The 24,594-nt window shown below is 72.1% G+C and carries 19 protein-coding genes and 1 tRNA gene; 8 read left to right on the forward strand and 12 right to left on the reverse strand.

Features of this window, described 5'->3' with window-relative positions; translation table 11 throughout:
* Positions 1-104: 104 nt before the first annotated feature.
* The 5 genes from O7634_RS04110 to argS all read right to left on the reverse strand — a co-directional run bounded on the left by O7634_RS04110 (position 105) and on the right by argS (position 9,105).
* On the reverse strand, positions 105-3,371 hold the full coding sequence (locus tag O7634_RS04110; protein ID WP_278148836.1) for an efflux RND transporter permease subunit: 3,267 nt from the start codon (positions 3,369-3,371) through the stop codon (positions 105-107).
* Positions 3,372-3,487: 116 nt separating this feature from the next.
* Positions 3,488-4,537, reverse strand: coding sequence for a threonine synthase (gene thrC, locus O7634_RS04115; RefSeq protein ID WP_278148837.1), 1,050 nt, complete (start codon positions 4,535-4,537; stop codon positions 3,488-3,490).
* Positions 4,538-4,675: 138 nt separating this feature from the next.
* Positions 4,676-5,983, reverse strand: a complete 1,308-nt coding sequence (locus O7634_RS04120; RefSeq protein WP_278153865.1) for a homoserine dehydrogenase — start codon at positions 5,981-5,983, stop codon at positions 4,676-4,678.
* An 8-nt stretch (positions 5,984-5,991) separates the two neighbouring features.
* Complete coding sequence (gene lysA, locus O7634_RS04125; RefSeq protein ID WP_278148838.1) at positions 5,992-7,377, reverse strand: diaminopimelate decarboxylase; 1,386 nt, start codon at positions 7,375-7,377, stop codon at positions 5,992-5,994.
* Between the two features lie 60 nt (positions 7,378-7,437).
* On the reverse strand, positions 7,438-9,105 hold the full coding sequence (gene argS / locus O7634_RS04130) for an arginine--tRNA ligase (protein WP_278148839.1): 1,668 nt from the start codon (positions 9,103-9,105) through the stop codon (positions 7,438-7,440).
* Between the two features lie 97 nt (positions 9,106-9,202).
* Between argS and O7634_RS04135 the strand changes: the two genes are divergently transcribed.
* The 4 genes from O7634_RS04135 (at position 9,203) to O7634_RS04150 (ending at position 12,175) form a co-directional block, all read left to right on the forward strand.
* A complete protein-coding gene (locus O7634_RS04135) occupies positions 9,203-10,027 on the forward strand; it encodes a DUF3105 domain-containing protein (RefSeq protein WP_278148840.1) in 825 nt (274 codons plus the stop codon).
* A gap of 8 nt (positions 10,028-10,035) precedes the next feature.
* Positions 10,036-10,704 (forward strand): DUF305 domain-containing protein, encoded by a 669-nt coding sequence (locus O7634_RS04140; RefSeq protein WP_278148841.1) that lies wholly within the window; start codon positions 10,036-10,038, stop codon positions 10,702-10,704.
* Between the two features lie 611 nt (positions 10,705-11,315).
* Positions 11,316-12,011 (forward strand): winged helix-turn-helix domain-containing protein, encoded by a 696-nt coding sequence (locus O7634_RS04145; RefSeq protein WP_278148842.1) that lies wholly within the window; start codon positions 11,316-11,318, stop codon positions 12,009-12,011.
* A 92-nt stretch (positions 12,012-12,103) separates the two neighbouring features.
* Positions 12,104-12,175, forward strand: a tRNA-Arg gene (locus O7634_RS04150).
* Positions 12,176-12,402: 227 nt separating this feature from the next.
* Here O7634_RS04150 and O7634_RS04155 read toward each other — a convergent pair.
* From O7634_RS04155 to O7634_RS04175, 5 genes are all read right to left on the reverse strand, one after another.
* Positions 12,403-14,784 (reverse strand): excinuclease ABC subunit UvrA, encoded by a 2,382-nt coding sequence (locus O7634_RS04155; RefSeq protein ID WP_278148843.1) that lies wholly within the window; start codon positions 14,782-14,784, stop codon positions 12,403-12,405.
* 29 nt (positions 14,785-14,813) lie between these two features.
* Complete coding sequence (locus O7634_RS04160) at positions 14,814-15,224, reverse strand: VOC family protein (RefSeq protein WP_278148844.1); 411 nt, start codon at positions 15,222-15,224, stop codon at positions 14,814-14,816.
* A 5-nt stretch (positions 15,225-15,229) separates the two neighbouring features.
* The gene (locus O7634_RS04165) at positions 15,230-15,679 is read right to left on the reverse strand and encodes a helix-turn-helix transcriptional regulator (protein WP_278148845.1); all 450 of its coding nucleotides are present in this window, start codon (positions 15,677-15,679) and stop codon (positions 15,230-15,232) included.
* 70 nt (positions 15,680-15,749) lie between these two features.
* Entirely contained in the window at positions 15,750-16,709 is a 960-nt protein-coding gene (locus tag O7634_RS04170) for an ATP-dependent DNA ligase (protein WP_278148846.1), read from the reverse strand.
* Between the two features lie 32 nt (positions 16,710-16,741).
* On the reverse strand, positions 16,742-18,295 hold the full coding sequence (locus tag O7634_RS04175; protein ID WP_278148847.1) for an MFS transporter: 1,554 nt from the start codon (positions 18,293-18,295) through the stop codon (positions 16,742-16,744).
* 75 nt (positions 18,296-18,370) lie between these two features.
* Between O7634_RS04175 and O7634_RS04180 the strand changes: the two genes are divergently transcribed.
* The 3 genes from O7634_RS04180 to O7634_RS04190 all read left to right on the forward strand — a co-directional run bounded on the left by O7634_RS04180 (position 18,371) and on the right by O7634_RS04190 (position 21,737).
* Positions 18,371-18,805 carry a helix-turn-helix domain-containing protein gene (locus O7634_RS04180; protein ID WP_278148848.1) on the forward strand — a complete coding sequence of 145 codons (435 nt, stop codon included), beginning with the start codon at positions 18,371-18,373 and terminating at the stop codon, positions 18,803-18,805.
* 101 nt (positions 18,806-18,906) lie between these two features.
* Entirely contained in the window at positions 18,907-19,494 is a 588-nt protein-coding gene (locus O7634_RS04185; RefSeq protein WP_278148849.1) for a TetR/AcrR family transcriptional regulator, read from the forward strand.
* A complete protein-coding gene (locus O7634_RS04190; protein WP_278148850.1) occupies positions 19,494-21,737 on the forward strand; it encodes an MMPL family transporter in 2,244 nt (747 codons plus the stop codon). The genes O7634_RS04185 and O7634_RS04190 overlap by 1 nt, the downstream gene beginning before the upstream one ends.
* 64 nt (positions 21,738-21,801) lie before the next feature.
* On the opposite strand, the gene O7634_RS04195 is transcribed toward O7634_RS04190, so the two are convergent.
* The gene (locus O7634_RS04195) at positions 21,802-23,058 is read right to left on the reverse strand and encodes an erythromycin esterase family protein (protein ID WP_278148851.1); all 1,257 of its coding nucleotides are present in this window, start codon (positions 23,056-23,058) and stop codon (positions 21,802-21,804) included.
* A gap of 128 nt (positions 23,059-23,186) precedes the next feature.
* On the opposite strand from O7634_RS04195, the gene O7634_RS04200 reads away from it, so the two are divergent.
* Positions 23,187-23,378: a DUF2795 domain-containing protein gene (locus O7634_RS04200; protein WP_278148852.1), complete on the forward strand. Its 192-nt coding sequence runs from the start codon at positions 23,187-23,189 to the stop codon at positions 23,376-23,378.
* A 204-nt stretch (positions 23,379-23,582) separates the two neighbouring features.
* Here the strand turns inward: O7634_RS04200 and O7634_RS04205 are convergent, their stop codons facing one another.
* Positions 23,583-24,488: a Gfo/Idh/MocA family oxidoreductase gene (locus O7634_RS04205; RefSeq protein WP_278153866.1), complete on the reverse strand. Its 906-nt coding sequence runs from the start codon at positions 24,486-24,488 to the stop codon at positions 23,583-23,585.
* Positions 24,489-24,594 lie beyond the last annotated feature (106 nt).

Genomic DNA, 24,594 nt, shown 5'->3' on the forward strand with positions numbered 1-24,594 from the left:
GTGTTGCGCCCACACCCGCTCCCAGCAGCATCGAGACCGCGACGACGGGAAGGGGAACACCCCCGGCAGACCGGTGCCGGGGGCGTTCCGTGCGGTGGTTCGACCTATTCGGTCGGCTCCGCCGGGGGCAGCGGGGAGGTACGGCTGCGGGGCAGCCGCAGCACCTCGAACTGGTCGGTGCCCTCCACCAGGGCCGCCGACGGCGCCGACTGCGTACCGTCGGCAGCCGCCGGGGCGGGCGCGCCGCTCGGCACCGCGACCTGGTTGGGGGTCGCCACCTCCTCGGTCTCCGGCGCCGTCGTCTCCGGGTCGCCGGAGCGCCGCCGGGCACGCCGCGCCCGCAACGACTCCTTGGTGTGCTCCACCATCGTGTAGAGCGTCGGCACCAGGATCAACGTGAGCAGCGTCGAGCTGAGCAGACCGCCGATCACCACGACTGCCAGCGGCTGGGAGATGAAGCCACCCTCGCCGGTCAACCCGAGCGCCATCGGCAGCAGCGCGAAGATCGTCGCCACCGCCGTCATCAGGATGGGGCGCAGACGACGCCGGCCACCCTCGACCACCGCCTCCCGGACCCCCATGCCCCGCGCCCGGTACTGGTTGATCAGGTCGAGCAGCACGATCGCGTTCGTCACCACGATGCCGACGAGCATCAGCACACCGATCAACGCCGGCACACCGAGCGGCGTCCCGGTGACCAACAGCAGGCCGATGGCGCCGGTCGCCGCGAACGGGATGGAGATCAGCAGGATCAGCGCCTGGGTGAGGCTACGGAACGTGGCCACCATGATCAGGAAGACGATCGCGATGGCGGCGAGCACCGCCAGGCCCAGATCCGCGAAGGCGTCCGCCTGGTCCGCGCTGACCCCACCGATGGTGAAGGTCGCGCCCGGCACGTCGATGGCGTCCAGACGCTTCTGCAACTCCTGGCTGGTGGCGCCCAGGTTCGACCCGGTCGCCGCGCCGGTCACCGAGACGCTGCGCTCGCCGTCGATCCGGGTGACCTGCTGCGGCCCCTCGCCCTGCGTGATGTCCGCGATGTCGTCCAGCTTCACCGGACCCACCGGCAGGGCCCGCAGCTCCTCCACCGTCATCGGCGGCCGCGTGCCCAACCGCAGCACCACGTTCTGCTGCTGGCCGTCGAGCGCCACCTGCCCCAGCGGGGCTCCCCGGAACGCCTGCGACACGAGCTGCCCGACAGCGGCCTCGGTGAGCCCGACCCGACCGGCGGCGACCCGGTCGACGGTCACGTCGACCCGGGGCACCCGCTCGGCCAGGCTGGTGGAGACGTCCTCGACGTCCGGTACGCCGGCCATCGCCGCCCGCGCCTGCTCGGCGGCCTGGGTGAGCGTCTCCGGGTCACCGGCCTGGACGATTACCTCCAGCTGGCTGGTCGACGCCTCCTGCCCGCCACCGAAGCTGATCTCGCCCACCCCGTCGCCGAGCTGCGCGAACTCCTTGCGCAGCACCTCGCGCATCTGCTTGGCGTCCCGGTCACCGTCGAGCGTCAGCGACCAGCTGGCGACGTTGTTGCCGCCGCCGCCCGCCCACGGGTTGTCCCCACTGCCGGCGGTCACCTGGTACGTACCGACGCCCTCGGTACGGGACAGCACCGACTCGACCTGCTTGGCCGCCGCGTCGGTGGCCGCCAGCCCACTGCCGGCCGGCAGTTCCTGACTCATGTTGAGGGTGTCCTGGCCGGAGTCGTCCAGGAAGTTCGTCTCCAGCTTCTGCGCCAGGCCGAAGGTGCCGAACAGCAGCAGCAGACCCAACCCGACGGTGATCCATCGGTGCGACCGCTTGCCGGTGGCGAACCCGATCACCGGCAGGTACGCCCGCTGGAGAGGGCTGCGCAGCTCCTTCTCCTCCGCGTCCCGCCGTACCGCCTCGTCGTCGGCGGTGCCGCCGCGCGGCTTGAGGAACCAGTACGCGAGCACCGGGATGACGGTCAGCGACACCAGCAGCGACGCGAGCAGGGCCACCGTCACCGTGATCGCGAACGGTGCGAAGAGCTGCCCGACGAACCCGCCGACCAGCGCGATCGGTGCGAACACCGCCACCGTGGTCAGGGTGGACGCGGTCACCGCGCCGGCCACCTCGCGGACGCCGGTGACGATGGCGTGCCGCTTCTCCTCGCCGTACTCCAGGTGTCGTTTGATGTTCTCCAACACCACGATCGAGTCGTCCACCACCCGGCCGACGGCGATGGTCAGCGCGCCGAGGGTGAGCAGGTTGAGCGAGTAGTCACCGATCCACAGGGCGATGAGCGCCACCAGCACGGAGAGCGGGATGGAGACCGCGGTGACCACAGTGGAGCGCACCGACAGCAGGAAGACCAGGATGACGATGACCGCCATCACCAGACCGAGCAGACCCTCGGTGGTCAGCGACTCGATCGACTTCTCGACGAACGGCGCCTGGTCGAAGACCACAGTCAACTCCGCGCCGGACGCGTCCCTGAGGTCGGCGAGCCGGTCGCGGATCTCGTGGGAGATCTCCACGGCGTTGCCGTCCGGCGCGGCGGTGACGGCGATGCCGAGGCTGTCCCTGCCGTTGGTCCGGGTGATCGCCGTGGCCGGCGCGAGCTGCTGCTCGACGGTCGCCACGTCGGCGAGGCGGACCGGCGTCGCCCCCGGGGAGAGCACGATGCCGCGCAGCTCCTCGACGGTGGCGATCGGCGTGCCGACCTGCACCGGCAGGGCCAGCGCGCCGTCCGTCACCGCGCCGGCCGGGACCGCCACGCCGTTGGTCTTCAGCGCCGCGCCGATCGCCGTGGGCTGGATCTTCGCGGCGGCCAGCTTCGCCGGGTCCGGGGTGACCACCACGACGTCGTCGCGGTTGCCGGTCACCTCCACGGTGCGGACGCCCTCGATGCCCTCCAGCTCCGGCACCACCGTCGCGCGCAGCTTCTCGGCGAGCGCCCGCTGGTCGTCGCCGCCGGCAGCGGCCAGCACCACCGCCGGAAGGTCGTCGGTGCTCCCGGCGATGACCTGCGGGTCGACGCTCTCCGGAAGCTGCGCGTCGATCCGGCTCAGCGCGGTCTGCATCTTGTTGACGACGTCGTCGAGGTCGGTGCCGAACTCGTAGGTCACCTGGACGGTGGCCGCACCCTCGCGCGAGGTGGAGGTGATCTGGTCCAGCCCCGCGATGCCCTGGAGGGCGTTCTCGATCGGCTCGGTCACCTGGGACTCGACGATCTCGGGGCCGGCGCCGGGGTAGGGAGCCACGATGAACGCGGCCGGGAACTCGAGCGACGGCAGCAGTTGCTGCTTCAGCGACGGCACGGCGAACGCTCCGAACACCGTGGTCACCACCGCGATGAGGGCGATCAGCCCTCGGTTGGCGAGGCTGAATCTGGCGAGCAGCGACATCGGCCTGGCTCACTCCTGAACGAGAATGCGGGCGGGGACACCCGAAAGTGTGCCGGACTCGCCTCCTGTGACCCCCGCCGCCCCCACGCCGTCCCGCCGAGTGCGGGCGGTGGCGCTCAGGCCAGGTCGAGCGCCCGCGCCGCGGCCAGCGGATCGTTCGCGATGGTCAGCGGCGCCGGGGCCGTGGAGATCGCCCACTCCGGGTCCTTCAACCCGTGGCCGGTCACCGTGCAGACGACAGTCGAACCCGCCGGCACCGCGCCCGCCGCGGCCTGCTGGAGCAGGCCGGCCACGCTGGCCGCGCTGCCCAACTCGACGAAGACACCCACCTCGCGGGCGAGCAGCCGGTACGCCGACAGGATCTCCCGGTCGGTCACCGACGTGATCAGGCCGCCGGAGGCGTCCCGGGCGTCGAGCGCCTTGGTCCAGCTCGCCGGGTTGCCGATCCGGATAGCTGTCGCGATCGTCGACGGCTCCGGCACGACCTGGCCGGTCACGATCGGCGCCGCGCCGGCGGCCTGGAACCCGTACATCCGCGGTTTGCGGGTGGTGGCCCCGGCCGACGCCTCCTCCGCGTAGCCCATCCAGTACGCGGAGATGTTGCCGGCGTTGCCGACCGGCAGGCAGTGGATGTCGGGCGCGTCGCCGAGCGCCTCGACGATCTCGAAAGCGGCGGTCTTCTGACCGTGCAGCCGGTCGGGGTTGACCGAGTTGACCAGCGCGACCGGGTGGTCCTGGGCCAGCTTCGCGGCGAGCGACAGGCAGTCGTCGAAGTTGCCGCTCACCTGGAGCAGCTTCGCGCCGTGCACCAACGCCTGGGCCAGCTTGCCCAACGCGATCTTGCCCTGCGGCACCAGCACCGCGCAGGTCATCCCGGCCCGCGCCGCGTACGCGGCGGCGGACGCGCTGGTGTTGCCGGTGGAGGCGCAGATGATGGCCTTGTTGCCCGCCTCGACCGCCTTGGACACCGCGACGGTCATGCCGCGGTCCTTGAAGGAGCCGGTCGGGTTGGCCCCCTCCACCTTCAGGTAGACGTCACAGCCCAGGCGGGTGGAGAGCACCGGCGCCGGCAACAGCGGGGTGTTCCCCTCGTGCAGCGTGACGACCGGCGTGGCAGCGGTGACCGGCAGCCGATCCCGGTACGCCTCGATCAGACCACGCCACATGTCGCTCTCCTCGCCTCTACCGCCGCCTCGACCCGAGCATCAGGACCACCTTGGACCAGCCTGCCGAAGCGGCCGATGGCGCGCCCCTGCTTACCCACCTGACGGGACGCGCGAGCCGTCCCCGCATGGTGCAACGAGTCAGGCGTCGCCCTCGACCCGCAGCACACTCGTCACCGACCGGACGATCTCCAGACCGCGCAGCTCGGTGACCGTCGCGGCGAGCGCGGCGTCCGGCGCCACGTGCGTGACGATGACCAACTCGGCGCCGTCGCGGCCCGGCGACCCGCCGGCCGAGCCCTGCCGCACCGTCGCGATCGACACGTCGTGCCGGGCGAACACCCCGGCCACCGAGGCCAGCACACCCGGACGGTCCGCCACGTCGAGGCTGACGTGGTAGCGGGTCAACGCCTCGCCCATCGGCCGGACGGACAGGCCGGCGTACGAACTCTCGCTGGCCGCGCGCACCCCGGCGAGCCGGTTACGGGACACCGCCACCACGTCGCCGAGCACGGCGCTGGCGGTCGGCGCGCCCCCGGCCCCGCGACCGTAGAACATCAACTGCCCGGCGGCGTCCGCCTCGACGAAGACCGCGTTGAACGCGTCGCCGACGCTGGCCAGCGGGTGACTGCGCGGGATCATCGCCGGGTGCACCCGGACGCTCACCGTCTCCCGGCCGGTGGAGTCGACGCCCCGGGCCGCGATGCAGAGCAGTTTGATCGTGCAGCCCATCGCCTGGGCGCTGGCCATGTCCGCCGCGGTCACCTCGGTGATGCCCTCGCGGTGCACGTCGGCCGCGCCGACCCGGGTGTGGAACGCCAGCGAGGCGAGGATGGCCGCCTTCGCCGCCGCGTCGAAGCCCTCCACGTCGGCGGTCGGGTCGGCCTCCGCGTACCCCAGCGCGGTGGCCTCCTCCAGGGCCTCGGCGAAGCCGGCGCCGGTGGCGTCCATCGCGGAGAGGATGAAGTTGGTGGTGCCGTTGACGATGCCGGTGACCCGGTTGATCCGGTCCCCGTGCAGCGACTCGCGCAGCGGGCGCAGCAGCGGGATGGCGCCGGCCACCGACGCCTCGTAGTAGAGGTCGCCGCCGCCCTCGGCCGCCGCCTCGTGCAGGGCCACGCCGTCCTCGGCGAGCAGCGCCTTGTTGGCGGTGACCACGCTCTTGCCGGCGCGCAGCGCCTCGACCAGCCAACCCCGGGCCGGCTCGATGCCGCCGACCACCTCGACGACGACGTCGACGTCGTCCCGCTTGATCAGACCGAGCGCGTCGGTGGTGAACAGCTCGTCGCCGACCGGCAGGTCACCGCGATCGCGACCCAGCCGGCGGACGGCGATGCCGGCGATCTCCAGGGGAGCGCCGATCCGCGCGGTCAGGTCGGCCGACTGCTCGTGCAGCAGCCGGACCACCTCCTGGCCGACAGTTCCGCAGCCGAGCAGCGCCAAGCGCACAGGTGACGTCATCCCACATCCAAAGCCAGCAGGTCCTCTTCGGTCTCCCGCCGGACGATCAGGCGTGCCCGGCCGTCCCGCACCGCCACCACCGGTGGCCGCGGCACATGGTTGTAGTTGCTGGCCATGCTGCGGCAGTACGCACCGGTGCCGGGCACCGCGACAAGATCTCCGGGCTGCACGTCGCCGGGCAGGAATTCATCCTTCACCACGATGTCCCCGGACTCACAGTGCTTTCCCACCACGCGGGCGAGCACCGGCTGCGCGGTCGAGGCCCGGGACGCCACCGTCGCCGAGTAGGACGCGTCGTACAGGGCGGTGCGGATGTTGTCGCTCATCCCACCGTCGACGCTGACGTACGTGCGGAGGCCGTCGAGGTCCTTGACCGTGCCGACCTCGTAGAGGGTGAACACCGCCGGGCCGACGATGGCCCGCCCCGGCTCGATGGACAGGCGCGGCACGGCCAGGTTCTCCGCCGCGCACTCCGCGTCGACGATCCGGCGCAGCCGCGTGGCCAGCTCCTGCGGGGTGGCCGGGGTGTCCTGGGTGGTGTACGCGATGCCGAAGCCGCCGCCCAGGTCCAGCTCGGGAAGCTCCACCCCGCGCGCGTCGCGGATCTGCGCCTGCAGGGCGAGCACCCGACGGGCCGACACCTCGAAGCCGCTGGCGTCGAAGATCTGCGAGCCGATGTGCGAGTGCAGGCCGCGCAGCTCCAGCACGCCCTCGTCGAGGATCTTGAACGCGGCGGCGGCAGCGGCCCCGCCGGCCAGCGAGAACCCGAACTTCTGGTCCTCGTGCGCGGTGGCGATGAACTCGTGGGTGTGCGCCTCGACCCCGACGGTGACCCGGACCAGCACCCGGGGGCGCACCCCGCGCTCCCGGGCCAGCGCGGTGAGCCTGTCGATCTCGGTGACCGAGTCGACGATGATCCGCCCCACCCCGGCGTCCAGCGCCCGGGTCAGCTCGGCGACCGACTTGTTGTTGCCGTGGAAGCCGATCCGTTCCGGCGGCATCCCGGCCGACAGCGCGGTGGCCAGCTCACCACCGGTGCAGACGTCCAGGTGCAGGCCCTCCTCGGCGATCATCCGGACCACCGCCCGGCACAGGAACGCCTTACCCGCGTAGTAGACGTCCTCGGTCCCGAAGGCCGCCCGGAAGTCGCGGCAGCGCGACCGCAGGTCGGCCTCGTCGAGGACGTACACCGCTGTGCCGAACTCGGCCGCGATGTCGCGGACACCCAGGCCCGCGACGGCGAGCGCGCCGTCGGCCGCGCGCGTCACGCTGCGCGGCCACAGCGCCGGCACGAGGGCGTTGACGTCGTCCGGGGTACGCAGCCACGCCGGCCCCCGACTGCTGATGTCCGCGTGCAGCGCACCGGCCTCGTGAGCGCGCATTATCTGTCTCCGCTTCGCGACTGCGGGGCTCGCAAGCTCACTCCTCGCGCTCGCACGCGGTCACATCCTCTCGGGCGCGGAGACCCCGAGCAGGTGCAGACCGTTGGCGATCACCGTGCGGGTGGCGTTGTTCAGCCAGAGCCGGGCCCGGTGCAGGTCGGTGACCTTCTCGTCGCCCAGCGGCAGCACCCGGCAGTTGTCGTAGAACCGGTGGTAGGAGGCGGCGACGCTCTCCTCCAGGTAGCGGGCCACCCGGTGCGGTTCCCGCAGCTCGGCGGCGGTCGCCACCACCGCGGGGAACTCGGCGAGCGCCTTGAGCAGCTCGTTCTCCTTCTCGTGGTCGAGCAGCTCCGGCCGGAAGGCGTCGGCGTCACCCGGGACCAGCCCCACCTCGGCGGCGTTGCGGGCCACGCCCGCCGTCCGGGCGGCCACGTACTGCACGTAGTAGACCGGGTTGTCGCGGGTCGCCCGGGTCCACAGCTCGATGTCGATGTCGATCGGGGAGTCGCTGGAGTAGCGGGCCAGCGCGTACCGGGCGGCGTCCACGCCGATCGCCTCGACGAAGTCCTCCAGGCTCACCACGGTGCCGAACCGCTTGCTCATCCGCACCGGGGCGCCGTCGCGCAGCAGGTTGACCAGCTGCCCGATGAGGATCTCCAGGTTGCGGTCCGGGTCGTCGCCGAAGCAGGCGGCCATCGCCCTCATCCGGCCGAGGTAGCCGTGGTGGTCGGCGCCCAGCATGATCACGACACGCTCGAAGCCGCGCTCCCGCTTGTCCAGGTAGTAGGCGCAGTCCGCGGCGAAGTACGTCCACTCACCGTTGGACTTGCGCAGCACCCGGTCCTTGTCGTCGCCGAAGTCGGTGGTGCGCAGCCAGGTGGCGCCCTCGGACTCGTAGAGGTGCCCCTGCTGGCGCAGCCGGTTCAACGCCAGATCCAGCTCGCCCCGGTCGTGCAGGTCCTTCTCGTTGAAGTAGGTGTCGAACTCCACCCCGAAGTCGCGCAGCGAGGTGCGGATCTCGTCGAACATCAGCGCGACGCCCTCGACCCGGAAGGCCTCCTGGGCGGCGGCGTCGTCGAGGGTCAGCACCTCCGGCCGGCGGGCCCGCACCTCGGCGGCGATCTCCGCGATGTACGCCCCGCCGTAGCCGTCCTCCGGCGTCGGCTCGCCCTTGGCGGCGGCGAGCAGCGACCGGGCGAACCTGTCGATCTGCGAACCGGCGTCGTTGAAGTAGTATTCCGTGCCCACGTCGGCGCCGGTGGCCCGCAGCAGCCGGCTCAGCGCGTCGCCGACGGCCGCCCAGCGGACCCCGCCGATGTGCACCGGCCCGGTCGGGTTGGCCGAGACGAACTCCAGGTTGATCTTCTCGCCGGCGAGCCGGTCGCTGCGGCCGTACTCCGGGCCGGCCTCGACGATCACCCGGGCGAGCTGACCGGCGGCGGCCGCGTCGAGCCGGATGTTCAGGAAGCCCGGCCCGGCGATCTCCACCGACTTGACGCCAGCCGCCCGACCCAGCTCCTCGCTCAGGGCAGCGGCCAGCTCCCGGGGCGGCACACCCACCTTCTTGCTCAACTGCAGAGCCAGCGTCGACGCGTAGTCGCCGTGCTCGGGGTTGCGCGGTCGCTCCACCACGGTGCTCGCCGGCAGCGCGGCGCGATCGAGCCCACGCTGCTCGAAGACGGTGTGGGCGGCGGCGAGGACGACCGAGGCTAGTTCTGCAGGAGTCACCCAACCATGTTATCGGGGGTAGACTCGGGCACTCGGCGGCTCCCCTGCGCGTCATCCGGCCCGCCACTCCCCTGACCGACCGACCTGACGAGGCACGATGAGCATCAGCACCCCGGGTGGCCCGGAGCGCCGCCCGACAGTGGTCAGCACCGGCAAGAAGCCGGCAGCGGGCCGGCCGGCGTCCGGCGCCAAGGCCGGTTCCGGCAAGCCGGCCGGTTCCGGCAGGCCGGCGGGCTCCCCCCGGGGCGGGGGCAAGGGCCCGCGCAAGCCGGTCACCCCGGTCAAGGTGACCCAGGGTCGGGCCTGGGGCCCGATCGCGCTCTTCGTCGCCGTGGGTGTGCTCTTCGTGGCGATCGTCGGGTACGGCGCCTGGGCGACCTTCCAGGGCTCCAAGCCGTGGGACAAGCGGGCCAACGCCATCGACGGCATCGTCAACGTCCGCAAGTCCGACCCGGACAGCCTGAAGTACGAGTCGCACAAGTCGGGCCCGCTGACCTGGAAGTACTCGCCGCCGGTGGGTGGGGTGCACAACGCCGCCTGGCAGAACTGCATGGGCGACGTCTACGACGCCCCGATCGCCAACGAGCACGCGGTGCACAGCCTGGAGCACGGCGCGGTCTGGATCACCTACCGCCCGGACCTGCCCGCGGACCAGGTCGAAAAGCTCGCCGGCAAGGTGCGCGGCGTCGAGAAGACCTTCATGAGCCCGTACGAGGGCCTGGACAAGCCGATCTCGCTCCAGGCGTGGGGCTACCAGCTCAAGGTCGACAACGCCGACGACTCGCGGATCGACGAGTTCATCAAGGACCTGCGGGTGAACGCCTCCGTCGAGGGCCCCACGGCGCTCTGCAACACCGGCATCACCGCCACCGGCACCACCCCGCGCGAGCTGCCGCAACAGCAGCAGCCGCCGACCCAGTAAGGACCGCGATGACCGCTCCGGCGACCACCGACAGCGACCACGGCGACACCCCGGCCGTCCCCGACGAGGGCGGCCGGGCCCCGGCGTCGCGCTACGGCGTGCTGGCGCTCGCCATCATGCTGGTGGTGGGGCTGCTCCTCGGGTATGCGGGGGGCCTGCTCACCCCCCGCCTCACCCGACCCGGTGACGCGTCGGTCGAGGCGGGCTTCGCCCGGGACATGACGACCCACCACGCGCAGGCGGTGGAGATGAGCCTGATCGCGTACCGGTCGGCCACCCTCCCCGAGGTGCGGCAGATCGCCGTGGACATCGCCACCGGGCAGCAGGGCGAGATCGGTGCGATGCAGACCTGGCTCCGCGAGTGGGGCCTGAGCCCCACCGGGTCCAACCCGCCGATGGCGTGGATGTCCGACGGGGCCACCGTCAAGGACGGGCTGATGCCGGGCATGGCCACACCCGCGCAGATGACCGCCCTGCGCGACGCGCAGGGCATCGAGGTCGACCGCCAGTTCCTCAAGCTGATGTACGACCACCACCTGGGCGGCATCCACATGATCGACGCAGCCCTCGACGAGACCGACAACGCCGAGGTGGTGCGGGTGGCCCAGACCATGAAGAACACTCAGCAGACTGAGCTGAACAACCTCCGGCAACTCCAGGCCCAGGCCAAGGGCTGACCCGACCGGACCACCGCTGCAGGCCCAGGCCAACGGCTGACCCGACCGGACCGCGCCACCGCCCCACCCGGCAGGACGCGGGCCCGTTCCCTGTCCCGCCAGGCTGCGGGCACAGGCCCCTCCCCTGTCCCCCCGGGCTGCGCTGCGGGCGCGGGCCCGTCCCCCATCCCCGCGCGGGCTTGGGCGTGATCGACTCGGCTTTCAGCAAACCGTGCCATCCGACGCAACAGGAAGCCCCGACTTTCAGAAAGCCGAGTCGATCAACGGCGACAGGACGACGACCCGCGATGCCGAGAAACTCGGCGGCGGCAGGTCGCGTCAGGCACACAGGGCCCACGGGGCGCCCTCACGGGCGCGCCCACCGTCGGGCTCGCACCGGCCCGCGAGTGCCTGATCACCTCGACTTCAAAGAAACCGGGCTTACCGACGCAACAGGAAGCCCCGACGTCCAGAAACCCGAGTCGATCATCGGGTGAGGGTGCCACGATACGCCCGATTCGTATACTTATGCCTCGTGAGGCCGTTATGGGCGGCACAGGCGATTACGTTGCTTAAAGAGTTTTCTACCCACATATCGTGACCAGTTGCGATTCGGGCTCGTTGCCCAAGACGTGGGGGTTGCACTCAGAGACGCGCGGCGTTCGGTCACCAGCTGGTGCCGGCGCCACACCATCGGCGGTGACGGGGCGGTGGCAGCCGTCCGTCGCGGACAGCGGCAGGGCGAGCCGGGGATGCTCAGCCGCGAACAGGAACTCGAACTGATCGACACGCTGCGGGGCGTCCACCCCGAGGAGTTCGGTCTGGACGAGGAGTTGTGGACACGGCAGAGCCTGACCGCGCTCATCCAACGGCGGTTCGACCTGCCGCTGGACACCGGCGCCGTCGGGGCGTACCTGCGGGCCTGGGGGTTGGGTCCGCGGGAGCCTCGGGAGCGGGCCTGCGGGCTCTGCGTCGGCGCCGTCGAACGCTGGGTCCGCAGCGAGTACCCGGCGATCACCAGGGCCGCCCAGGAGCATCTCGCGGAGGTCTACTGGATCGGTCGGGTCCGGCTGCGCGGCACCATGCCGGCGGCGGACGTGATCTCGGCGGTCTCGTCCCGTGGCCGGGTGCGCTTCATGATCACCACGCCGACCGTGGACCCGCCGCTCCCACGCGACTTCGTGTTGCGGCTCAGCGGCGAGGAGGAACGCACCGTACACCTGATCGTGGACGGCTCCTGGCCGCGCAACGAGTGGCCGCGCCGGCTGCCGCGACGGATCGTCCTGCACCCGCTGCCCAGTTGCGGGCGGGCCATCGTCGCCGCCTGAGCGCCGGGGGGGCCGACCGTCGACACGATCGGCTCACCCGATACCGATTCGGCGTACGCGGACGACGTTTGCTAGTCTTCTCCAGTCGCTGAGCCCCCGTAGCTCAGGGGATAGAGCACCGCCCTCCGGAGGCGGGGGCGCAGGTTCGAATCCTGCCGGGGGCACACTTGCCAAGAAAGCCCCAGATCCGCCGTTCGGCGGCCCTGGGGCTTTCGTCGTCTCACACTCCCCACCGTTGATCATGAAGTTATCGCCACCAACCTCGGCGTGTCGGCGCGATAACTTCATGATCAACGGGAGCCGCCCGCAGGGCGAGGACCGCCCGCAGGGCGAGGACCGCCCGCAGGGCGAGGACCGCCCGCAGGGCGAGGACCGCCCGGGGGGTGGATGGTCAGGCGTCGACGTACGCCGCCAGGTGTTCGCCGGTGAGGGTGGAGCGGGCCGCCACCAGGTCCGCGGGAGTGCCCTCGAAGACGATCCGGCCGCCGTCGTGGCCCGCGCCGGGGCCCAGGTCGATGATCCAGTCGGCGTGCGCCATGACCGCCTGGTGGTGCTCGATGACGATCACCGACTTGCCGGCGTCGACGAGGCGGTCGAGAAGGCTGAGCAGTTGCTCGACGTCGGCCAGGTGCAGGCCGGTGGTCGGCTCGTCGAGGACGTAGACGCCGCCCTCCTCGGCCATGTGGGTGGCCAGCTTGAGCCGCTGCCGCTCGCCGCCGGACAGGGTGGTGAGCGGCTGCCCCAGGCTGAGGTAGCCGAGCCCGACGTCGGCGAGCCGGTTGAGGATGGCGTGCGCGGCCGGCGTACGGGCCTCGCCCGCGCCGAAGAACGCCTCCGCCTCGGTCACCGACATCGCGAGCACCTCGCTGATGTCCCGGCCGCCGAAGCGGTATTCCAGAACCGACGCCTGGAACCGCTTGCCCTCGCAGTCCTCGCAGGGGGCGGCGACACCGGCCATCATTCCCAGGTCGGTGTAGATGACCCCGGCCCCGTTGCAGCTCGGGCAGGCGCCCTCGGAGTTGGCGCTGAACAACGCCGGCTTCACTCCGTTGGCCTTCGCGAACGCCTTGCGGATCGGGTCGAGCAGCCCGGTGTACGTGGCCGGGTTGCTCCGCCGCGAACCGCGGATCGCGCCCTGGTCGATCGACACCACCCCGGCCCCGGCGGGGATCGAGCCGTGCACCAGCGAGCTCTTGCCGGAACCCGCGACGCCGGTCACCACCACGAGCACCCCGAGGGGTACGTCGACGTCGACGTCGCGCAGGTTGTTGGCCGTCGCGCCGCGGATCTCCAGCTTGCCGGTGGGGGTGCGGACCGTCTCCTTGAGCGCGGCCCGGTCGTCGAGGTGACGGCCGGTGCTGGTGCCGCTGGCCCGAAGACCCTCCACGGTGCCCTGGTAGCAGACCGCCCCGCCCTCGGTGCCGGCCCCGGGTCCGAGGTCGACGACGTGGTCGGCGATGGCGATGGCCTCCGGCTTGTGCTCGACGACCAGGACCGTGTTGCCCTTGTCCCGGAGCTGGAGCAGCAGCTCGTTCATCCGCTGGATGTCGTGCGGGTGCAGCCCGATCGTCGGCTCGTCGAAGACGTAGGTGACGTCGGTGAGCGACGAGCCGAGATGGCGGATCATCTTGGTGCGCTGCGCCTCGCCACCGGAGAGGGTGCCCGAGGGCCGGTCGAGCGACAGGTAGCCCAGCCCGATCTTCTCGAACGAGTCGAGCAGGTGCTGGAGCCCGGTCAGCAGTGGTGTGACCGACGGTTCCTCCAGCTCGCGGACCCAGGCGGCCAGGTCGCTGATCTGCATCGCGCAGACGTCCGCGATGTTCTTACCTCTGATCTTCGACGAGCGGGCCTCCTCGCTCAGCCGGGTGCCGGCGCACTCGGGGCAGGTCGTGAAGGTGACCGCGCGCTCCACGAAGGCCCGGATGTGCGGCTGCAACGCGTCGATGTCCTTGGCGAGGAAGGACTTCTGGATCGAGGGGATCAGGCCCGCGTACGTCAGGTTGATGCCGTCGATTTTGATCTTGGTGGGTTCCCGGTGGAGCAGGTCGTGCAGCTCCCGCTTGCCGAACTTGCCGATCGGCTTGTCCGGGTCGAAGTATCCGCAGCCCCGGAAGATCCGGCCGTACCAGCCCTCCATGCTGTAGCCGGGGATGGTGATCGCACCCTCGTTGAGCGAGCGGCTGTCGTCGTAGAGCGCGGTGAGGTCGATGTCGGTGACAGCGCCCATGCCCTCGCAACGCGGACACATGCCGCCGAGTCGGGTGAAGGAAGCCTTCTCGGTCTTCGTCTTACCGGCGCCACGGTCGACGGTGATCGCGCCGGTCGCCTTCACCGAGGGGACGTTGAACGAGTACGCGTTCGGCGAGCCGATGTGCGGCTGCCCGAGCCGGCTGAACAGGATGCGCAGCATGGCGTTGGCGTCGGTGGCGGTGCCGACGGTGGAGCGGGAGTTGGCGCCCATCCGCTCCTGGTCCACGATGATCGCCGTGGTCAGGCCGTCCAGCAGGTCGACCTCGGGCCGCGCCAGCGTCGGCATGAACCCCTGCACGAAGGCGCTGTAGGTCTCGTTGATCATCCGCTGCGACTCGGCCGCGATGGTGCCGAAGACCAACGAGCTCTTGCCGGAGCCGGAGACACCGGTGAACACGGTCAGTCGACGCTTCGGGATCTCGACGCTGACGTCCTTGAGGTTGTTCACCCGGGCGCCCTGCACGCGGATCAGGTCGTGACTGTCGGCCACGTGCGGCGCGGACTGCTGGCGGGCCGTGCTCATCGGGTCTCCATCTGTCGGGCGCGGACGGGTCAGCGCACTTGCTGGATGCGGATCATGTTGCCGGCCGGGTCGCGGAAGGCGCAGTCGCGGACGCCGTACGGCTGGTCGGTGGGCTCCTGGACGACCTCGGCGTCGCTGGCCTCCAGCTTCGCGAAGGTCGCGTCGAGGTCGGTGGTGGCCAGGTTGACGCCGAAGTAGCTGCCCTTGGCCATCAGCTCGAGGATGGTCTGCCGCTCGTCGTCGGTGAGGCCCGGGTTGGCGGCCGGTGGGTGCAGGACGATGGCCGTGCTGGGCTGGCCGGGCGGCCCGACGGTGATCCAGCGCATGCCCTCGTAGCCGACGTCGAGGCGGACCTCGAAGCCGAGCACGTCGCGGTAGAAGACCAGCGAGGCGTCCGGGTCGGTGTGCGGGAGGAAGCTCGAGTGAATGGTGACGTCCATGCCGGTCACGCTAGTTGCGGCACGGTGGCCCGTGCTTCTCGATTCCTGACCGGCCTGGTGACCTGCTTGGTCACGCAGGGCGGCAGGTCCACCACCGCCCGCGCCGCCTGTCGCCGGTAGACGCTGGGCGGCATCCCGACCAGCTCGGTGAAGCGGGTGCTGAAGGTGCCGAGCGACGAACAGCCGACGGCGAAACAGACCTCGGTGACGGTGAGGTCGCCACGGCGCAGCAGGGCCATCGCCCGCTCGATGCGGCGGGTCATCAGATAGCTGTAGGGCGACTCGCCGTAGGCGAGCCGGAACTCCCGGCTGAGGTGCCCGGCCGACATGTGCGCGCCCCGGGCGAGCGCCTCGACATCAAGCGGCTGCGCGTATTCCCTGTCGATCCGGTCGCGGACCCGGCGCAGCCGGGCAAGGTCGTCGAGCCGCCGCGTCGCCTCGGGTCTGCTGCTCACCTGGGAAATCGTGCCACAACCCACCGACAGACAGCCCCCGCCGGGCGCGGGCGCACGCCGACGCGCCTGGTCAGCCGGCCGCGCGCCGGGCGCGGGCCCGGCGCTTGCCCTCGTGCATGGCCTGCACCCGGGCCACCGGGATGGTCCGGCCCTCGGCGATCAGGTCGGCCGGGAGCGACTGCGGGGCCGGCAGCAGCGCGGTCCACGGGTCACCGCCGGCGAGCAGCGTCGGCGCGGTCCGGATGGTGAAGTCGGCGGGGGTCACCTCGGTCAGGTCGGCCCAGTCCACCGGGAACGAGACCGGCATCCCCGGACGCAGCCGCGGGCTGTACGCGGACGCCACCGTCGCCCCGCCCGCGCGGGTGGCGTCCACGAAGACCCGGCCACCACGGTCCTCCTTGATGTACGCGGTGGTGGCCAGCGCCGGGTCCAGCCGCTCGGCGCGGACGGCGAGCGCCCGGGTCGCGGCGGCCAGATCCTCGGCCGTGTGCTCGTCGGTAACCGGAACGAAGACGTGCACACCCTTCGCCCCACTGGTCTTGACCGCCCCGGCGAGGCCGGCGTCGGCGAGCGCCTGGCGGACCAGCAGGGCCGCGGCGACCGCCGCGCGGAACCCGTCGCCCTCCGGCGGGTCGAGGTCCAGCACCAGGTGGGTCGGTCGGTGCAGGTCGGCCGTGGTGGCCAGCGTCGGGTGGTACTCGACGGCGCGCTGGTTGGCGAACCAGAGCAGGGTGCGTCGGTCGTCGCAGAGGGCGTACGAGATCTCCCGGTGCGACGCCTCCGCCCAGACCGGGGCCCGGCGGACCCAGTCCGGGGTGTAGCGGGGCAGATTCTTCTGCATGAACGGCGGCTGGCCGGGCCGGACCCTGATCACCGACAGAGGGCGGCCCCGTAGGTGCGGGATGATCCGGTCGTGGACCGCGTCGAGGTAGTCGACCAGGTCCCGCTTCGTCGCGTCGTCACCGTCGGAGAGCGGCTGGTCCAGGTTGGTCAGGGCCACGCCGTCCCGCGTCTCGTCGGCCTCGCTCACCCCGACCACCCTCCCGGCCCCGCCGCAGTTGGTCAACCGGAAGCGCCGCTCCGGTACGAATCGGTCCCGGCACCCACCACCGACGACGCGCCCGGTTCGTCGCCCGGCGGAGGGCCGGCCGGCTCGTCCGCCGGCACGGGGCGTACCGGTTCGCTGCCGGACGACGCGTCAGCCGGCGCAGGGCCGGCCGGGCGTCGGGGCAGCGTCGTGAGCGCGACCAGCAGGGCGGCGAGAACCAGACCGGCGGCCACGGCGAAGGCGGTCCGGTAACCGCCGGCGAGCGCGTCCGTCTCAGCCCAGCCGGCGGCCCGCAGACCGTCGCTGCGGGCGGCGGCCAGGGTGGCCAGCGCGGCCAGACCGACCGCGCCGCCGACCTGCTGGGTGGTGTTGACCAGGCCGGAGGCGAGCCCGGCGTCGGCGTCGGTCGCGCCGGCCATGGCCAGCGTGGTGACCGCCGGCAGGGTGAGGCCGCCGGCCACGCCGAAGACCAGCATCGCGGGGAGGACGTCCGCGACGTAGCCGCCGTCGGCGGGCAGCCGGGCCAGCAGGAGGAAGCCGACGGTCGCCAGGACGAGCCCGGCCAGCAGCACGGTCCGGGCGCTCCACCGGGCGATCAGCCGACCGGCCAGACCGAGCGACACCACGGCGATCACGACCGGAGTGGGCAGGAAGGCCCAGCCGGTCGCCGCCGCGTCCAGCCCGAGCACCAGTTGCAGCTCCACGGCGAGCAGGAACTGGAAACCGAAGTACGCGCAGACCATGAGGAACTGCACAGCGTTCGCGGCCACCAGGCCCGGGACACGCAGCACCCGGGCCGGGACCAGCGGGGCCGCCGCGACCCGCTGACGCGCCGCGAACCCGCCGAGCAGCAGCGCCGCGACTGCCGCCGCGCCGAGGGTCCGTGGGCTGGTCCAGCCGTGCTCACCCGTACCCACGATGGCCAGGACGGCGGCCATCAGGCCGGCGGTGGCGAGCAGCGCGCCGGGCAGGTCCAGGCCGGACCGCGGGCCGACACCGCGCTCGGCGGGGAGCCGGCGGAGGGCGGCGATCAGGATGATCGCCCCGATCGGCAGGTTGACCAGGAAGATCGCCCGCCACCCGGCCACCTCCGTGAGCACCCCGCCGGCGAGGGTGCCGATCGACGCGCCGGCCGCACCGGTGAAGCTGAAGACGGCGATGGCGCGGGCGCGTTCGGCCGGCTCGGGATAGAGCCGGACGATCATGCCGAGGCTGACCGCCATGGCCAGCGCGCCACCGACCCCCTGGGCGAACCGCGCGGCCACCAGCAGGGCCGGCCCGGTGGCGGCCGCGCAGGCCAGCGACGCCAGCGTGAATAGCGCGACGCCGGACAGGAAGACGCCCCGGCGGCCCAGCAGGTCGCCGAGCCGGCCGGCGAGCAGCAGGAGCCCACCGAACGCGACAAGGTAGGCATTGACCACCCAGGCCAGGCCCGCCGCGGTGAAACCCAGGTCCCGCTGTACGGCCGGCAGCGCCACCGCGACGACTGTGCCATCGAGAATGACCATCAGGCTGCCGGCACAGAGCACCAGCAGCGCGGGCCAGCGGGATGGGACGATCTGCTCCACGAAATCCCTCCTAAGTGCATTGTTTGTTACCGAGGTCATCGTCTGTGACCATGAGCCGGAGCGGAAGGAGGCACTGTGATGTCCCAGAGGAACAGCGATGTGTCCGCGCAGGTCAGGGCCGAGGTGACCTGTGCGGCCGAGAACGTGCCGTTCACTCCTGGGCAGGCACGGGCCTGCACCGTCCGCGAGGTGCTGGACCGGGTCGGCGGCAAGTGGAGCATCGGCATCCTGGTGGCCGCCTCGCACGGGCCGGTGCGCTTCACCGAGTTGGAGCGGCACGTGGAGGGGATCAGCCGGCGGATGCTCACCCTGACGCTGCGGCAACTGGAGCGCGACGGCCTGCTGCACCGGACCGTCTACCCGACCGTGCCACCCAAGGTCGAATACACGGCGACCCCGATGGCGCTGGAGCTGTACGAGTCGCTGGTGGCCCTGACCAACTGGGCCGAGCGGCACCGACGGGCCATCGCCGAGGCGCGGACCAGGTACGACGCCGAGCACGGCGGCTAAACGACCCCGGGGTGTGGTGAACGCCACCACCGTTCTCTGACCGATCGGTCAGGGTCTGACCGATCGGTCAGGCATGCTGGTTCGCGGGAGGTGGACCGGTCATGGCCAGAGCGGTGTCGGAGACGCACGGCGAGATCCTCGCCGCGGCGGCGCGGCGGTTCGCGGTGACCGGCTACCGGGGCACCTCGCTCCAGGACATCGCCGGAGAGGTGGGCTGCTCCAAGGCCACCGTGCTCTACCACTTCGCCAACAAGGAAGCCCTGCTCGCCGAGCTGATGGCACCCGCGATCGGCGTGCTGCGCGACCTCGACGACCAGCTCACCGGCCTGACCGGCGCGGCCGCCCAGGCGGCCGCCGCGGAGGGCTTCGTCGACCTCGCCGTCCGGTTCCGGCGGGAGATCGCGGTGCTGCGCGGCGAGTTTCCCGAACTGCTCTGCCAGCCGGCCTTCGCGCACATCCAACAGATCTCCGACCGGCTGCGCGACGCGCTGGCCGGCAACTCCGACCGGCCGGGCGCCCGGGTCGCCGCGCTGGTGCTGCTCGCCGGCATCTCCGAGGCGTGCGCCGAGTTCGCCGACATCACCGACGACGACCTGCGCGCCGCCCTGCTCGCCCTCGTCCGACGGGCCGTCGAGCCCGTCGAAGCACCAGTGCCCCATCCACCCACGACAGAGGACAAGGACTCCTGATGGCCACCCTGCTCTACCGGCTCGGCCGGGGCGCGTTGCGCCGGCGACGGCTCGTTGTCGCGCTCTGGCTCGTCGTACTCGTCGCCGCCGGACTGGCCGCGGCGACCCTGCGCGGCCCGACGGCGAGCAACTTCACCATGCCCGGCACCGAGAGTCAGCGGGCGCTCGACCTGCTGGCCGAGCAGTTCCCCGCGGCCAGCGGCGCCACCGGCACCATCACGGTCAAGGCGCCGGCCGACGGGCAACTGGCCACCCCGCAGGGCCAGGCGGTGGTGCAGGAGCTGGTCCAGCAGGCCTCGACGCTGCCCGGCGTGGTCGGCGCGGTCAACCCGCTCCAGGTCGGCGCGGTCACCCCCAACGGCCGGTACGCGCTGATCCAGGTCCAGTTCGCCAGCGGCGGGGACGACGTGACCGACGCGCAGCGGACCGCGTACGAGCAGGTGGGCGCGGCGGCGAAGGCGCAGGGTTGGCAGGTCGCCCCGGGCGGCGAGGTGCTCGGCGGTGAGCCGGAGATCGGCTCCACCGAGGCGCTCGGCGTCCTGGTCGCCGCCATCGTCCTGATCGTCACGTTCGGGTCCCTGGTCGCCGCCGGGATGACGATGCTCAACGCGCTGATCGGCGTCGGCGTCGGCATGGCCGGGCTGTTCGCGCTCAGCGGCACCATCCAGCTCACCAGCACCGCGCCGATCCTGGCGCTGATGCTCGGCCTCGCGGTCGGCATCGACTACTCGCTGTTCATCACCTCCCGGCACCGGCAGAACCTGCTCGACGGCCTGTCGCCGGAGGAGGCGGTCGGCCGGGCCGTGGGCACCGCCGGCTCGGCGGTGGTCTTCGCCGGCGCGACGGTGGTCATCGCGCTGGCCGGGCTCGCGGTGGTGGACATCCCGTTCCTCACCGTGATGGGTCTCGCCGCCGCCGGCACCGTCACCGTGGCCGTCCTCGTCGCGATCACCCTCCAGCCGGCCCTGCTCGGCTTCGCCGGGCGTCGGGTGCTGCCCCGCCGCCTGCGCGCGCTCGCCGCCGACGCGACGCCGGCCGCCGACCCGACGCCGGGCACGGACGGCACGTCCGCCACCGACGTGGACGGCGTCGACCGGCCCGCCCCGACCGAGGACCGGTCCGCGTTCGGCTTCCGCTGGGCGCGCCTGGTGACCCGTTTCCGCGTACCCGTCATCCTGGTCGGTCTGCTCGGCCTGGGCCTGCTCGCGCTGCCCACGCCGGACATGCGGCTGGCCCTCCCGGGGGCCGCGACGGCGGCGGTCGGCTCCCCCGCCCGGGTGGCGAACGACCTGACCGTCGAGGGCTTCGGTCCGGGCTTCACCGGCCGGCTCGCGGTGGTCGTCGCCGGCGACGACGCGCAGGCGACGGCGGCGGCCGTGCCGCAGGTCACGGCCCTGCTCCAACGGACCGAGAACGTCCTCGCCGTGGCCCCGCCGCAGCTCAGCCCGGACGGCCGCACCGCGCTGCTCGGCGTGGTGCCGAAGACCGGCCCGACCGACGAGGCCACCGAGACCCTGGTGCACGACATCCGGGCAGCGGTGGGCGGGATCCGCGGCGCCGACGTGCTGCTCACCGGCGTCACCGCGATCGGCATCGACGTCTCCGAGAAGCTCTCCGACGCGCTCCCGGTCTACCTGCTGCTGGTGGTCGGGCTCTCGGTGCTGCTGCTGATGCTGGTGTTCCGTTCGCTGCTGGTGCCCCTCAAGGCCGCGCTGGGCTTCCTGCTCACCGTCGCCGCCACGTTCGGCATCACGGTGGCGGTCTTCCAGCAGGGGCACCTCGCCGACCTCGTCGGCCTGGACACGCCGGGGCCGCTGATCAGCTTCCTGCCGATCCTGCTCATCGGGATCCTGTTCGGGCTCGCCATGGACTACGAGGTGTTCCTGGTGTCCCGGATGCGGGAGGACTTCGTTCACGGCGAGACCGCGCGGCAGGCGACCATCAGCGGCATGGGCCACGGCGCGCGGGTGGTCACCGCCGCCGCGCTGATCATGATCTCGGTCTTCGGGGGCTTCGTCTTCCTGGAGGACCCGGTGATCAAGTCGATGGGCTTCGCGCTCGCCATCGGTGTCGCCATCGACGCCTTCGTGGTCCGGATGACCATCGTTCCGGCGGTGATGTCGCTCCTCGGTAACCGCGCCTGGTGGCTGCCGCGCTGGCTCGACCGCGCCCTGCCGAACGTCGACATCGAGGGCGAGGGCCTGCGCGCCCGCCTGGACGAGCGGACCCCGACGCACGTCTGACCACCGCACCACGGAGGTGCGGCGCCCGCTGGGTGCCGCACCTCCGTCGCGTCTCGCGAACGGGTCAGACCCCGGCCGGGTACGTCTCCATCTCGCCGGGGGCGGCCGGCACCGGCAGCGGGTGCAGGGCGGTGGTGTCGTCGCACCAGATGAAGGCGTCGTAGCGCGCGCCGAGGCGGGTCGGCACGTAGTTTCCCCAGGACTCGAAGGACGGGTCGTAGACGACACCGATCGCCCGATGGTCGACGGCGTCGGTGACCCAGCCCGGCTGGTCGGCCCCGCCGAAGATCAACACCGCCCGCTCGGGCAGCAACTCGTGCAACCGCCGCTCGATCGAACCCTCCCGGGCCGGTGGCACCACCATCGCCTCGGGCGGCGAACCCCACCGGGGAGCCGCGATCGCCGTACCCCGGTAGCTGCCGAAACCGATCAGGGCCACCGCGTCGTCGCCGTGCCGCTCCCGGGCCAACTGCCCGATGTTGACCATCCCGTCCGCGGCCATGTCGGTGGCCCGCGCGTCCCCGACGTGCGTGTTGTGCGCCCAGACGATGCCCCGCGACTCCGGCCCGTACCGGTCCAGCAGCCGGTCCAGGGTGTCCTGCATGTGGGTGTCCCGGATGTTCCACGAGTCCGGCCCGCCGGCCACCATCGCCCGGTAGTACCGCTCGGCCCCGGCCACCACCTCCGCGTTCTGCCAGGCCGAGAAGCGGTCCGGCCCGTCGGAGAGGGCGTGCTCACGGGTCCGCGCCAACAGCCGGACGACCTCCTCCTCACAGCGGGCGGAGACGAACCGGCTGGCCGCGCCGTACTCCTCGACCCGCTTGCCGTACGGCTCGAAGCAGCGGTATGCGTCCTGCGCGGCCTCCAGCGACTTCGGGTCCTCCTCCCCCAGGTAGTCGAAGATCGCCTGCATCGACTCCCAGAGGCTGTACACGTCGAGCCCGTGGAAACCGGCCCGCCGCCCCTCCGGCCGCTCGACGTTCCAGGCCCGCAGCCAACCGGCGAACCGGGCCACCTCGGCGTTGGCCCACATCCAGGTCGGCCACCGCTCGAACTGCGCCAGCGCGAGCTGCGGTTCGGCGGCACCGTCCGGGGCGCCGGTCACCGAACGGTGCACCCGGTCGCAGTCCGGCCAGTCGCCCTCCACCGCCACGAAGGAGAAACCGCACTCCGCGATCAACCGGCGGGTCAGTTGCTCCCGCAACCGGTAGTAGTCGTAGGTGCCGTGGGTCGACTCGCCGATCATCACCACCCGGGCGTCCCGGACGCGCTCCAGCAACGGGTCGAAATCGCTCGGCGCGCCGAGCCGCTGAACCAGCATGCGAGCGGCTACCCGGCCGCCGCTGCGGCAAACCGTGGGCGCGTCGCGGCCCGACACGCCGGCCGCCGGGCCGTCGTGCGTTCCGACGAAGCCGGTGTACGACCACCGCGAGCGGGTAGCCGCACGACATGACCGACACCGGGGTGCAGTTGCAGGAGTACCTGGCCGGGCTCGACTACCCGGTCTCCCGGGAGGACCTGATCCGCTGGGCCCAGGAGATTGGGGCCAGCACGTCGATGTTGCAGATGCTGCAAGCCCTACCCGCCGACCAGTTCACGTCCCCCGACGAACTAAAAGCCGCCCTAACCACCCCCACCTAACCCCACCCCACCCAGCCCCACCCCCGCCCACCCCCGCCCACTCCCGCCCCTCCCGCCCCTCCCGCCCCTCCCGCCCACTCCCGCCCCGTTGATCATGAAGTTATTGCCATCCGCCACGGCGTGTCGCGCCGTTAACTTCATGATCGACCGGGCGGGGACAGGGGCCGACGGGGGTGGGGGTCGGGGTGGGGGTCGGGGTGGGGGTCAGGCGGGGAGGGGGACGGTGCGGGACTCGGTGCGGGCGGTCTCGGCGGCGGCGATGACGGCGACGACCTCACGTCCGAAGCGGACGTCGCAGCGGTGGTCACGGGTGCCGGCCCGCACCTGCTCGACGAGCTGGTCGATGGCGACACCGAACGCGGTGGCGGCGTCGTTCTCGCCGAACGGGACGTTCTCGATGCCGTTCTCGCCGTAGAACACGAACTCCCGGGTCATCGACTCGGTCGGCGCGTCCAGGGAGAGCGAGGCGCTGCTGGTGGCGCCACCTTCGTGGGTGAGCAGCAGGTGCACCATCCCGCTCGGTCCGTCCATCGCCGCCACCTGGGTCACCCGGCCCAGCACCGGCAGGAGGATGGAGAGCGCGTGCGGGGCGATGTCCCAGAGCGCCCCGTGCTCCCGCCGCCACAGCGAGCCGCCGTACGGGCTGCCGTCCTGGAAGATCGAGGCGAACGCCGTGGTCCGACCGTGCTGCCAACCACCGGCGGCGGCGGTCGCGGCGAGGAAGGCGGTCACGTTCGGCTGGAAGCGCTGGGTGAAGAAGACCACCGATGCGACGCCGGACTCGTCGGCGGCGGCCACGACCCGGTCGGCGTCGGCCAGGCTGAGCGCCAGCGGCTTGTCCAGCAGCAGGTGCCGACCCGCGCGGGCCGCCCGGACGGCGATGTCGGCCTGGACATCCGGCGGCAGCGCGACGGCGACGGCCTCGCACTGCTCGATCAGCGCGTCGACGTCGCCGAAGGCCGGTACCCCATAGCGCTCGGCCAGCGCCGAGGCGCGCTCCGGGTTACGGCCCCACACCCCGACCAACTCCGCGTCGGGGTGCGCGTGCAGCGCCTTCCCGTGCGTCTCGATCGCCCAGTGACCGGTGCCGAACAACCCGAACCGCAGCACGTGTACCTCCATCTTTTCCCAGGCCGCGGCGACGCCACGGCCGTGATCCACGCTAGTCGCCCGGCCGGTGGGACCGGCGGCGGGTTCGGCCAATCGTGGCAGCGCC

This window comes from Micromonospora sp. WMMD1120 (genome assembly GCF_029626235.1).
In the GTDB taxonomy this organism is placed as follows: Bacteria; Actinomycetota; Actinomycetes; order Mycobacteriales; family Micromonosporaceae; genus Micromonospora.

Bases quoted from the DNA above. Each gene is read 5' to 3' on its own strand.
- O7634_RS04110 (WP_278148836.1), bottom strand. From the start codon at position 3,371: ATGTCGCTGCTCGCCAGATTCAGCCTCGCCAACCGAGGGCTGATCGCC.
- thrC (WP_278148837.1), bottom strand. From the start codon at position 4,537: ATGTGGCGTGGTCTGATCGAGGCGTACCGGGATCGGCTGCCGGTCACC.
- lysA (WP_278148838.1), bottom strand. From the start codon at position 7,377: ATGCGCGCTCACGAGGCCGGTGCGCTGCACGCGGACATCAGCAGTCGG.
- O7634_RS04135 (WP_278148840.1), top strand. From the start codon at position 9,203: ATGAGCATCAGCACCCCGGGTGGCCCGGAGCGCCGCCCGACAGTGGTC.
- O7634_RS04140 (WP_278148841.1), top strand. From the start codon at position 10,036: ATGACCGCTCCGGCGACCACCGACAGCGACCACGGCGACACCCCGGCC.
- O7634_RS04155 (WP_278148843.1), bottom strand. From the start codon at position 14,784: ATGAGCACGGCCCGCCAGCAGTCCGCGCCGCACGTGGCCGACAGTCAC.
- O7634_RS04160 (WP_278148844.1), bottom strand. From the start codon at position 15,224: ATGGACGTCACCATTCACTCGAGCTTCCTCCCGCACACCGACCCGGAC.
- O7634_RS04185 (WP_278148849.1), top strand. From the start codon at position 18,907: ATGGCCAGAGCGGTGTCGGAGACGCACGGCGAGATCCTCGCCGCGGCG.
- O7634_RS04190 (WP_278148850.1), top strand. From the start codon at position 19,494: ATGGCCACCCTGCTCTACCGGCTCGGCCGGGGCGCGTTGCGCCGGCGA.
- O7634_RS04195 (WP_278148851.1), bottom strand. From the start codon at position 23,058: ATGCTGGTTCAGCGGCTCGGCGCGCCGAGCGATTTCGACCCGTTGCTG.
- O7634_RS04200 (WP_278148852.1), top strand. From the start codon at position 23,187: ATGACCGACACCGGGGTGCAGTTGCAGGAGTACCTGGCCGGGCTCGAC.